The following is an 11,812-nucleotide window of genomic DNA, read 5'->3' as shown; positions in this document are numbered from 1 at the left end:
CACGCCGGGTGCCCGCCGGTCGCTCGCGCCGTGCTCAGGACCTCAGGAATGCCAGGATATCGGCGTTGATCGTCTCCGCGTGGGTGGTCGGCATGCCGTGCGGATAGCCCTCGTAGGTGTGGAGGGTGCCGTTCTGGAGCAGTTTCGCGGTCAGCGGTCCGGAATCGGCGTAGGGGACGATCTGGTCGTCGTCGCCGTGCATCACCAGAACGGGAATGGTGATCTTCAGCAGATCCTCGGTGAAGTCGGTCTGGGAGAATGCGACGACGCCGTCGTACTGGGCCTTCGCACCGCCCATCATGCCCTGGCGCCACCAGTTGGCGATGATCGGTTCCGAGGGCGTCACGCCCGGCCGGTTGAAACCGTAGAACGGGCCGGATGCGACATCGCGGTAGAACTGCGAGCGGTTGGCCGCCAATTGTGTTTGCAGATCGTCGAATACGTCCTTGGGCAGGCCGCCCGGATTATCGGGGGTCCGGACCATCAGCGGCGGTACGGCACTCATCAGCACGGCCCTGGCCACCCGGCTCTGCCCGTGCCGGCCCAGATAGCGCACCACCTCGCCGCCGCCGGTGGAGTGGCCGATATGGACGGCGTCGCGCAGATCGAGGGCCTCGGTCACCGCCGCCAGATCGTCGGCGTAGTGATCCATATCGTGACCGTCGCCGGTCTGGGTGGATCGCCCGTGGCCGCGCCGATCATGAGCGATGACTCGGTAGCCGTGGCTCAGGAAGAACAGCATCTGGTTATCCCAGTCGTCGGCCGACAGCGGCCAACCATGACTGAAGACGATCGGTTGCCCGCTGCCCCAGTCCTTGTAGAAGATTTCGGTTCCGTCGGATGTCGTGATGGTGCTCATGCGATGTCTTCTTTCGAGACGCTCGAGTAGAGATCAATTCGGGTGACCGCGACGACGTAGACCAGTCTGAATTCAACGGTAGACGGCCGGTGCGCGACCCAAAGCTCTTTGTCGCAAACGATCTGGACCGTTCAGCGCCGCAGGCGGGCCAGGGCCAGGGCGGCGGCGTTCGCGCCGCACATTCCGTGGGCGCCGGGACCGGGTGGGGTGGCCGCGGAGCAGATGTACATTCCGGGGATGCCGATCGTGTACGGGGACAGGGTGGTTCGGGGGCCGAAGATCAGTTGGCGGATATCCTTGGCGCCGGTCATGATGTCGCCGCCGACGTAGTTGGGGTTGTAGGCGGCCAATTGGGTTGTGGTGCGGACGGTTCGGTCGATGACGCGGTCCCGGAAGCCGGGGGCGAATCGTTCGATCTGGGCGATGATCGCCGGGGTGGCGTCGCCGGTGTAGCCGTGCGGGACGTGGGCGTAGGTCCACAGCGGATGGATGTCGCCGACCGAGCGCCCCGGGTCGGCCAGGTACTGCTGGCCGACGAGGACGAAGGGCCGTCGCGGTAGCCGTCCGGCGTGGATATCGCGTTCGGCGGCGGCCAATTCGGCGAAGGGTCCCGCGAGATGGACCGTTCCGGCCCGCCGGGCGTGCGGATTGGTCCACGGCACGCCGCCCTCGACCGCGAAGTCGACCTTGAAGGCGCCGGGGCCCTGTCGGAAACGCCGGTAGGCGTGGGCGATTCGTGCGGGTAGCCGGTCGCCGAGGATGCCCGCGACGGCGTCGGGGGCGAGATCGAAGATCGTCACATCGCTCGCGGGTAGTTGTGCCGCGTCCTCGATCCGGACCCCGGTCTCGATCTTGCCGCCCCATTCGGTCAGCAGGGCCACCAGCGCGTTCGCGATCGACTGTGAACCGCCCACCGCCACCGGCCAGCCGTGCCGATGTCCGGCGGTGAGGATGCCCAAACCGATGGCCGCGGTGAGCGGTTGGTGCAGCGGCCGGAAGGCATGGGCCGCGACGCCGCCGAACAGCGCCCGGGCCTCCTCGGTACGAAACAGCCGAGCCACCGCCGATCCCGGCAGCAGCGTCGGAATACCGAAGCGGGCCAACGTGAGTGGATGATGCGGTATGCGCAACAGCGGTCGCAGGATGTCCTCGGCCAGTGCGTCGTATCGTGCCGCGGGCCGTTCGAACAGCGCCCGCCACCGGCCGCCGTCGCGGCCGAGGCCCGCCGCGGTGCGCTCCACCGAGCGGTACAGCACGCCCGCGTTGCCGTCGTCGAGGGGATGTACGCAGTCGATCTCCGGTGTGCGCCAGGACAATCCGTATCGTTCGAGGCCGAGTTCGGTGAGGAACGGCGAGCCGACCGCCATCGGATGGGTGGCCGAGCACTGATCGTGCAGCAGACCGGGCAGCAGCGCCGCGCGGGTGCGGGTGCCGCCGCCGACCTCCTCGGCGGCCTCGAGCACGGTCACCCGGACCCCGGCCCGGGCCAGGGCCACCGCGGCGGCGAGCCCATTGGGCCCGCCGCCCACCACCGTCGCGGTCGTCATGCCAGCGCTCCGCGCTCGTGGTCATCGTGGACGCCGGGCCGCGAATTCGGTTGCGCCCAGATGACTTCCAGCGGGATCGGGCCGTTGGGCAACCACGGCTGTTCGGCGACGGCGTCGGCCACCTTCCAGGTGCCGCGCTCGATCACGCCCAGTGCCGCATCGATGACCTTGTATCGCTGCACCCGGCTGCCCCAGGCCTGCGATTCCACCCAGACCACGATGAGCTCGCCGGGTGCGAAGCCGGCCTGGCGCTGCACCGCGGTGATCAGATCCTCGTCGTGCAGATGACCGTCGCCGAAGTTGAAGCCGATCAACGAGTTGCAGACGAACTCGGCCTCGCGCACGGTCCGGGTGTCGATATCGGGGAGGTTGCGCAGCAGCACCGAGAACAGTCCGCGGCCCTGGCTGTGCATGGTGCGCCAGGCGATCGTGCGCTGCATGGTCACCTCCGCCCACTCGGGCTCGTAGCCGAATTCGATGAACTGATCGATCTGATTCTTCGCCGTCCGGGTCACCCGGTCCAGCTTGGCCTCGGCGCCCGGCGCGAAGGCCCACACGGCCGAGGCCCAGTTGCCCGCGTACTGCCGCATCGAGGGCAGGAACGACACCTTGTCGGGCCGGAAGTTGCCCAGGATCGGGAAGAACAGCAGCGCGGCGATCAGCACGACGGCCAGCCACGGCGAGGAGATATCGGTGATCGCGTAGCCGTGCTGATTCGGGAATCCGAGGAACAGGAAGATCGTGGCGTACGCGAACAGCACATTCCACTCCAGCGGCACCGCCAGCGGGAAGGTCGACACGATGAACAGGTGGAAGATCACCATGACCGCCGCGGCGATCCCGGTGAGCCACCAGTTCGTCGAGAAGAACAGCACCAGCGGGGCGATCACCTCGACGGTGGTGCCGCCGACATGTGCCATCACATCCGCGACGCGCGAGGGCCGCAGATCGCGCGGAAAGTCGCGGTAGTGCGCGCGTTTGAGCCAGGTGAACGGCACCGAGGGGCTGTTGCTCACCATCGGCGGCACCACCTGCGAGAAGTGCTTGCCGAATTTGGACACACCCGCGCCGACCCAGACGACCAGGATCAGCAGTTTGAGCGCGATGATCATATCGACGAACGGCAGCGCCGCGAAGAAGATCAACGCGGGCAGATACTGTTCGCCGCGGGCACCGAGGAAGATCGTCTTATCCCGCAGGCCATTGAGAATCAGCAGAACGATCGGGGCGATCAGCAGGGCGGGCCGGACCAGACCCGAGGTGTTGTCCGGCAGTGCCGCCGACAGCGAATCACTGTGCGCGCCAGGGGCGAACAGCGCCACCGCGACGCCGATCAGCAGTGCGAGATAGAGCACGATATCGATCGGGCCGCGGCGATCGCCCGCGGTGAGCGGGACCCATTTCCACGGGCGCAGCCGAATGGTGCCCGGTCGCGCCCAGAACAGGATCCCGCCGGTCATCGGCTTGACCTTGCCCGCGAGCGGACCCCACGATCCGGCGACCCCGATCGCCTCCAGCAGCACGGTCCACAGCACCGCCTTCTGATAGACGATCGGCTGATCCCACCACTGCGAAATATGCCAGAACGCAGGGAGATTCGAGGTCGCGGTGGCGATGACGACGCCGCCGAGCGCATAGAGCACGACCAGTTTGACGATGTAGATGGTGTGCACCATGCGCGGCGAGCCGAAGCCGTGTTCGGCCCAGTCGACGGCCAGTACACGCATGCGTTCCATGAGCGGGCGGCGCAGGAAGGTTTCCGGATCGACCTGCGGCAGATCTGGTTTCGTGAATCCCATGATGGTCTCCTTATGAATCGCGACGCCGCAGGGCGGGCTTATCGATCTTGCCCACGGCGTTCTTGGGTAGTTGGTCGAGAATCGTGATCGCCACGGGCCGTTTGTATTTCGACAGCGTGGCGCGCATATGCTCGGAGATGTCGTCGGCGCTGATCCGCGCACCGGAGTTCAGGGCGACGTAGAGGACCGGCTCCTCGCCGTAGAGCGGATTCGATCGGCCCACCACCGCGGCCTCCGCGATCTCGGGCAGCCGATAGACGACGGTCTCGATCTCCTTCGGATAGATGTTCTCCCCGCCGCGGATGATCATGTCCTTGGCGCGATCGACCAGGACCAGATAGCCGTCGGCGTCGAGATAGCCGATATCGCCGGTGTGCAGCCAGCCGTCGACGAGGGTCCGGGCGGTCTCCTCGGGGCGATTGAGGTAGCCGCGCATCACATTCGGGCCCGAGATCAGCACCTCACCGGCCGTGCCGTGGGGCGCGGGCGCACCGTCGAGGTCGGCGATGCGGATCGTCTGGCCCGGCAGCGGCGGTCCGACGGTTCCGGCCTTGCGCGGACCGTGCAGCGGATTGATCGTGCTCGCGCACGACCCCTCCGACAGTCCGTACCCCTCGACTATCGGTATGCCGTAACGGGTTTCGAAGCGAGTGAGCAGCTCCACACTGGCGGGAGCCGCACCGCAGATCGCGAATCGGACCGAGGAGGTGTCCGGCCGTACCTCGGCGGGCAGATCGCACAGCATCGTGTAGATGGTCGGCACGGCCGAGAAGTAGGTCGCGCGGCCGGCCTCGACCCGGTCGAAGAAGGTCTGCGCGCCGAACCGCCCCGCCACGGTGGCCTGCCCGCCCGCCAGCAGCGGCGACAATGTCCCCGCCACAATGCCGTTGACGTGGAACAGCGGCAGGATGAGCAGGCTGTGATCGGCGGCGGTGAGCGCGAAGGCCGCGATCACCATGGCGCACATGGCATCCAGATTCGCGTGGTCGAGCAGCACGCCCTTGGGTCGCCCGGTGGTTCCGCTGGTGTAGATCAGCAGAGCCAGCGCGTCCGAGGAGATCGGATTCGGCTGCGCCACATCGGGTTCGGTGTCGAACAGTGCGGCGGGGGACAGGACGGTGGCTACCGACGCATCGGTCACGGCCTGCTCGGTGATGAGCACCTTCGCCCCGGCGTCGGAGATCTGATATCCGGCCTCGGCCGGTGTCAGCGACGGGTTGATCGGCGTGGCCGCCGCGCCCACCCGCCATGCGGCGAACAGGGATACGACGAATGCGACGGTATTGGGCAGCATGATCGCGACCACATCGCTCGCGCCGACACCCTCGCCGCGCAGGGCCGTGGCGGCCCTGCGGACCCGATCGAGGAGGTCGGCGTTGTTCAGTGTCACGGTGTCGTCGGCGAGCGCGGGCGCGGTGGGTGCGGCGGCCGCGCGCCGGTCGGGGAGATCGGGGAGTGTCATCGGCGGTCCTGAAGGGTAAGTGAGAGAAGGTCCGCCAACGGTAGGAACTTCGCGCGATCGAGCCACCGTCGCGCGCCGACGAAATCGGGCGGTGGCATTGTCGCCGGAGAACAATCGATTCGCCGATGTGCCGAGAGCGCGGTGACTACCGTGGACGGGTGACGACTTCTCGTCGCGACGGCGCCGTCGAGGTGAACCGTTACGTCGCACGGATCGCCGCCCGCCTGAACGAGCGGGTGACGCAGGTCAGCGCGAACATCCGGCAGAATCTCGAGGCCGATATCCCCGAACTGCGCGGTGACGCGCGCACGGTCGAACTGCTGGGCGCCAGCGTCGAGGGCAATGTCGACACGATTCTGCACGCGCTGCGCCACGATATCCCGGTGGCCGGGATCCAGGCGCCCGCCGCGGCCATCGAATACGCCAGACGCCTTGCCCAGCACGGGATTCCGGTCAACGCGCTGGTGCGCGCGTATCGTCTCGGACAGCGCCGGATGACCGAGCTGGTCTTCGCCGAACTGCATGCGGTGGATATCGAGGCCGAGGACCGGATCCCGGTGGTGGAGGTCATCACCACCACGCTGTTCGAATACATCGACGGGATCACCCAGCAGGTGGTCGCGGTGTACGAGACCGAGCGCGAGCAGTGGCTGGAGAGCCGGAACAGCCTGCGGGCGTTACGGGTTCGGGAGGTGCTGGCGGGCCGCAGGCCGGTGGACGTGGACGCGGCGATCGAGGCGATCCGGTATCCGCTGCACTGGTATCACGTCGCGCTGGTCATGTGGTATCCGGACACCGAGACCTCCGGCGACGAGCTGACGCGGTTGCAGCGGTTCGTGCGCGAGCTGGCCGAGGCCACCGACACCGGCGCGCGCCCGCTGTTCGCCGCGGCCGATGGCGGCAGCGGCTGGGCCTGGCTGCCGTTTCGGGCCGCGAATTCCGCTGTGGTAGAACGGATCCGGGACTTCGCGGTCGCACGGCCGGAGGGCCCGTGGCTCACCATCGGCGAGATGGCGTCGGGCATCGACGGATTCCGCCGCACGCATCGGCAGGCGCAGGCCGCCCGCTCGGTCGCCGTCGCGGGCGGTGCGGTGTCGAAGGTCCTGGCCGCCTCCGATCCGGGACTGGCGGCCGCCGCGCTGCTGGGCGGCGATGTCGGCGCGGCCGGACAGTGGGTGGCCCACGTACTCGGCGAGCTCGCCGCCGATAACGACAACGACGAGCGGCTGCGCGAGACGTTGCGGGTGTTCCTGGGCGCGGGATCGAGTTACAAGGCCGCGGCCGCGGAGCTCGACCTGCATTTCAACTCCGTGAAATACCGTGTGGCGCGCGCGATTTCACGTCGCGGGCGGCCGATCGAGGCGGACCGGCTCGATGTCGAGCTGGCGCTGCTGCTGTGTCACTGGTATGGACCGGCGGTGTTGTGGCGGGGCGCAAGTTAGCCGCGACAAATATCGGCCCGGACTTCGTACTCCGGGGACAATGGCGCGCCGCCGAATCGGATCTACCGTGCTGTCAGCCGCCCTGTTTGGAGGAGTACACCCATGACAACGACGATCGAGAACGCCGACGAACTCGCCGCGCCGCTGGATCTGCTGCTGACCGGTTCGGCCATCGGTATCGGCCGGCGCATGTTGCCCAACACCTCGTGGACGAGATTGGGGCTGAGCCTGGCCCGCAAACCGGGCACCGTGGCGGGCCGGGTCGGCGCGCTCGGGCAGGAGCTGACCCAGATCGCGCGCGGCCGGTCGCGGCGCGCCCCGCGCAAGGGCGATCGGCGCTTCGATGATCCGGCATGGCAGGGCAATCCGCTGTTCAAGCGGTCCATGCAGGCCTATCTGGCCGCCGGTGACACCGTCGAGGCGTTGTTCGCCGACGCCGAGCTGGACTGGCGCGACGCCGAATGGATGAGGTTCGTCTTGGACAACCTCGTGGAGGGATTGTCGCCGAGTAACAATCCGCTGCTCAATCCCGTGACGTGGAAGGCGTTGGTGGACACCGGAGGTCGCAGCGCCGTGCGCGGGCTGCGGCATTTCCTCGCCGATATGTCCACCGCGCCGCGGGTGCCGTCGATGGTCGAGGCCGATGCGTTCACTCTCGGCGAGACCGTCGCCGCCACACCGGGTTCGGTGGTGCTGCGCACCGAGATGTTCGAGCTGATCCAGTACACGCCGCAGACCGAGCGGGTGGCCTCGGTGCCGCTGCTGATGGTGCCGCCGGTGATCAACAAGTACTACATCATGGATATCGCGCCCGGCCGCAGCATGATCGAGTACTTCCTGCGCGCGGGTCAGCAGGTGTTCGCCATCTCGTGGCGCAATCCCGGTGCCGGGCAACGGGAGTGGGACCTCGATGCCTACGGGCAGGCGATCATCGACGCGCTCGGCGCGGTCGAGCGGATCACCGGTTCGGACCGGACCCAGCTGCAGGCCTCGTGCTCGGGCGGGATCATCGCGGCGATGACGGCGGCGCATCTGACCGCGATCGGGCAGGCCCCTCGGCTGGCCGGGCTGACCCTCATGGTGACGGTGCTCGATCAGAGCCACGCCGGATTCGCCGCCGCGGCCATCGATCAGGAGGCGGCCGAGATCGCGATCGCACTGTCGGCCCGCAAGGGTTATCTCGACGGCCGCGCGCTGGCCGAGGTGTTCGCCTGGCTGCGCCCGAACGATCTGGTGTGGCGGTACTGGGTCAACAACTATCTGCAGGGCCGCGTGCCCGCACCGTTCGACGTGCTGTTCTGGAATGCCGACACCACGCGCATGGCCGCCGCGCTGCATCGGGATATGGTGCTGATGGGCGTGCACAATTCGCTCACCACCCCGGGCGCGGTGACGATGCTGGGGACGCCGGTCGATCTGTCCGAGCTGACGGTCGACACCTATGTGGTGGCCGGAATCGCCGACCACATCTCGCCGTGGCAGGCCTGCTACCGCAGCGCGCGGCTACTGGGCGCGAAGGATCTGCGCTTCGTGCTGTCGACCAGCGGGCATATCGCCGCACTGGTGAATCCGCCCGGAAATCCCAAGGCCTCCTACCGCGTCGGCGGCGTCGACGAGGCCGATCCGGCGGCCTGGCTGGACGAGGCGCGCACCGAGAAGGGTTCCTGGTGGCCCGATTTCGTGGCCTGGCTCGCCGAACGCGGCGGGCCGGAACAGGATGCGCCCCGCGCACCGGGCACAGCCGAGCTCCCGCCCCTCGAGCCCGCGCCGGGTTCCTATGTGCGCGAACACTGAAAGGGCCGCCATGGCCGTCGAGCAGCGGCTGGTTCCGATACTGGGACAGCAGATCCGGGTGGACATCCGGTGGGGGAGCGGGGTGCCGCTGGTGCTGTGCAACGGCATCGGCGCGAGCCTCGAGGTGCTCGATCCGCTCGTCGGGCAGCTGGATCCGGGGACCACGGTGGTGCGATTCGATGTGCCGGGTAGCGGTGGATCGCCGAATTCGCCGCTGCCCTACGGGTTTCCGTATCTCGCGGCGGTGCTCGGCGGGCTGCTGCGCAAGGTCGGACTCGGTGGCCGGGTCGATATCCTCGGGCTGTCCTGGGGTGGCGCGCTGGCGCAGCAGTTCGCCTTCCAGCATCCGCGTCGCTGCCGCGCGCTGATCCTGGTGTCCACCGGAACCGGGGTGATCATGGTGCCCGGAAACCCGACGGCCCTGCTGAAGATGCTGACGCCGCGCCGTTTTCTCGATCACCACTATGCCGCCGCGATCGCGGGCGAACTCTACGGCGGCACCGTGCGCACCGATCCGGCCGTCGTCGAGCGGCTGTTCGACCGGCAGTTGATGGCGGGATCGCGGATCGGCTATCTGCATCAGCTGCTCGCCGGATCGGTGTGGACGAGTATCGGCGCGCTGCCGTTCATCCGGCAGCCGACGCTGATCGTCGCGGGGACCGACGATCCGATCATCCCGGTGGCCAACGCCCGGATCATGCATCGTCTACTGCCGCATTCGACCGTGCATCTGCACCCGGGTGGGCATGTCGACCTCATCACCAACGCCGCCGAATTGGCGCCCGTCATCGAACGATTCCGGAGGCAGCAGCAATGAGCAGCACCATCACCGTCGACAGCGCGGACTTCTATGCCCTGGAGGATCTGCTCGACGACGCCGACCGCGAGTATCTGCACCGGGTGCGGGAGTTCATGACCGCCGAGGTGGCGCCGATCATCAACCGGCACTGGCAGCGTGGCAGCTTCCCCTTCGAGATCGTGCCGGGGCTGCGTGATCTCGGGCTCGCCGGACTGCCGTATCACGGATTCGGTTGTCCCGGACGGTCGTTCCTGCTCGACGGCATGGTGGCGATGGAGCTGGCGCGCACCGATCCGTCGGTGGCCACCTTCGCCGGCGTGCACGGCGGATTGGCCATGGGCTCGATCTATCTGTGCGGCAGCGTCGAACAGCGGCAGCGGTTCCTGCCCGAGATGGCGCGGATGGAGCGGATCGGCGCGTTCGGGCTGACCGAGCCCGAGGTCGGCTCCGGCGCGTCGGGCGGGCTGCGCACCACCGCGCGGCGCGAGGGCGATACCTGGATTCTCGACGGGCAGAAGAAGTGGATCGGCAATGCCACCTTCGGCGATCTCACCGTGATCTGGGCCAAGGATATCGCCGACGGACAGGTCAAGGGCTTCGTGGTCGCCAACGACACTCCCGGTTTCACCACATCGAAACTCGAGGACAAGATCGCGCTGCGCGTGGTGCAGAACGCGCTGATCACCCTCACCGATGTCCGTGTCCCCGAGGTGGATCGGCTGCAGAACGCGAACTCCTTCCGCGATACCGCCGCCGTGCTGCGCATGACCCGTGCGGGCGTCGCGTGGATGGCGGTCGGCTGCGCCCGCGGCGCGTATGAGAACGCGCTGAGTTATGCGTTGGAGCGTGAGCAGTTCGGCCGCCCCATCGCCGGATTCCAACTCGTGCAGGACCTTCTGGTCCGCATGCTGGGCAACATCACCTCCTCCTGGGCGCTGTGCGCACGCCTGTCCCAGCTACAGGATCTCGGCCGCGCCGAGGACCGCCACTCCTCCCTGGCGAAGGCCTGGTGCACGGTGCGCATGCGCGAAACCGTCGGCTGGGCACGCGAACTGCTCGGCGGTAACGGAATCCTGTTGGAGCACAACGTCGGCCGCTTCGTCGCCGACGCCGAGGCCATCTACTCCTACGAGGGCACCCGCGAGATGAACACCCTCATCGTCGGCCGCGCCATCACCGGCCTGAGCGCCTTCGTCTGAGGGCGCCAGGGACTCAGCCGAGTCGGGACAGACCCGTCAGCAACGGCAGGATCGTGTGCAGCAAGTCGCCCGGGCATTCGGTCGGACCGCACACATTCTGCCAATCCCGATGTCCGGCGACCGCGGGCACGGTGGCGGTGACGCCGTTGATCGGGTTGACATAGCGCACCTGGGCGAACGGGTTGATGCCCAATCCCGTGCACAGCCGGGTGAGCACGATATCGAGACTGTGCAGCGCGGCCTTGCTCGGCAGTCCGTGCGTGAAGTTGCCGATCAAGCAGACGCCGAGGTTACCGGCGTTGGCGCGGGAGACATGGCCGGCCGTGACGATCTCGGCGCCGGGTCGCAGATCCGATCCCGGCTTGAAGATCGGGGAATCGTCGGCTCCGCTGTGCCGGGCGGAGTAGACGACACCGTTGGGATCGATGATCAGGTGATATCCGATATCGCCCCAGCCGTTCCCGTCCGGCGCCGGCCGCGCATGGAAGCGGTAGATGCCGGTGACGGCGTCGCGGTAGTCGCCGTATTCCTCCCCGGTGGGGATGGCCGTATGGTGCACGGTGATCACCTGCGCCGGTGAGTAATCCGGCTCGCCCCAGGTCATCAATGCTTCGTCGGCACCCCACCCGGATCGGGTGACGGCCGGGAAACCCCAGGCATAGGACGTGGTCACCGGTGTGCGAAACGGCGGCGCGGGGGTGGGCCCGAAGATCGCGGGTATCGCCGGGACCACGGCATCGCAGATGACGCCGAGCCGGTCGGCCCCGGCAGGGACGGCGAAGGCCTCCGACAGCTGCCCCGGCCGATCATCTCGCCCGTGCGCTGTCCGGCGAACATCGATCGGGTCGCTCCACGATCCGTTCACCCGAAACCGCACCGCCACCGGGGCATTGTCGGATTGCGGCCACCGC

9 protein-coding genes are annotated in these 11,812 nt (G+C 67.9%); 4 read left to right on the top strand and 5 right to left on the bottom strand.

What is annotated here, in order from left to right:
• Window positions 1-34: 34 nt before the first annotated feature.
• The 4 genes from ACIA76_RS06535 to ACIA76_RS06520 all read right to left on the bottom strand — a co-directional run bounded on the left by ACIA76_RS06535 (window position 35) and on the right by ACIA76_RS06520 (window position 5,667).
• Window positions 35-859, bottom strand: coding sequence for an alpha/beta fold hydrolase (locus ACIA76_RS06535; RefSeq protein WP_397149183.1), 825 nt, complete (start codon window positions 857-859; stop codon window positions 35-37).
• 131 nt (window positions 860-990) lie between these two features.
• A complete protein-coding gene (locus tag ACIA76_RS06530) occupies window positions 991-2,406 on the bottom strand; it encodes a phytoene desaturase family protein (RefSeq protein WP_397149181.1) in 1,416 nt (471 codons plus the stop codon).
• Window positions 2,403-4,205: a DUF3556 domain-containing protein gene (locus tag ACIA76_RS06525; protein ID WP_397149179.1), complete on the bottom strand. Its 1,803-nt coding sequence runs from the start codon at window positions 4,203-4,205 to the stop codon at window positions 2,403-2,405. Before ACIA76_RS06525 ends, ACIA76_RS06530 begins: the two co-directional genes overlap by 4 nt.
• Window positions 4,206-4,215: 10 nt before the next feature.
• Window positions 4,216-5,667, bottom strand: a complete 1,452-nt coding sequence (locus tag ACIA76_RS06520; protein WP_397149176.1) for a class I adenylate-forming enzyme family protein — start codon at window positions 5,665-5,667, stop codon at window positions 4,216-4,218.
• A 158-nt stretch (window positions 5,668-5,825) separates the two neighbouring features.
• Between ACIA76_RS06520 and ACIA76_RS06515 the strand changes: the two genes are divergently transcribed.
• The 4 genes from ACIA76_RS06515 (at window position 5,826) to ACIA76_RS06500 (ending at window position 10,901) form a co-directional block, all read left to right on the top strand.
• Window positions 5,826-7,109: a PucR family transcriptional regulator gene (locus tag ACIA76_RS06515; protein ID WP_397149174.1), complete on the top strand. Its 1,284-nt coding sequence runs from the start codon at window positions 5,826-5,828 to the stop codon at window positions 7,107-7,109.
• 102 nt (window positions 7,110-7,211) lie between these two features.
• Window positions 7,212-8,903 (top strand): PHA/PHB synthase family protein, encoded by a 1,692-nt coding sequence (locus ACIA76_RS06510; protein WP_397149172.1) that lies wholly within the window; start codon window positions 7,212-7,214, stop codon window positions 8,901-8,903.
• Window positions 8,904-8,913: 10 nt separating this feature from the next.
• Window positions 8,914-9,720, top strand: coding sequence for an alpha/beta fold hydrolase (locus ACIA76_RS06505; RefSeq protein WP_397149170.1), 807 nt, complete (start codon window positions 8,914-8,916; stop codon window positions 9,718-9,720).
• On the top strand, window positions 9,717-10,901 hold the full coding sequence (locus tag ACIA76_RS06500; protein WP_397149168.1) for an acyl-CoA dehydrogenase family protein: 1,185 nt from the start codon (window positions 9,717-9,719) through the stop codon (window positions 10,899-10,901). Before ACIA76_RS06505 ends, ACIA76_RS06500 begins: the two co-directional genes overlap by 4 nt.
• A gap of 13 nt (window positions 10,902-10,914) precedes the next feature.
• On the opposite strand, the gene ACIA76_RS06495 is transcribed toward ACIA76_RS06500, so the two are convergent.
• On the bottom strand, window positions 10,915-11,784 hold the full coding sequence (locus ACIA76_RS06495; protein WP_397149166.1) for a peptidoglycan recognition family protein: 870 nt from the start codon (window positions 11,782-11,784) through the stop codon (window positions 10,915-10,917).
• Window positions 11,785-11,812: the final 28 nt, after the last annotated feature.

This window comes from Nocardia sp. NPDC051570, from assembly GCF_044454005.1.
GTDB lineage: Bacteria > Actinomycetota > Actinomycetes > Mycobacteriales > Mycobacteriaceae > Nocardia.
Note: the sequence above shows the minus strand (reverse complement) of the source record. Positions and strands in the feature narration are given on the sequence as shown.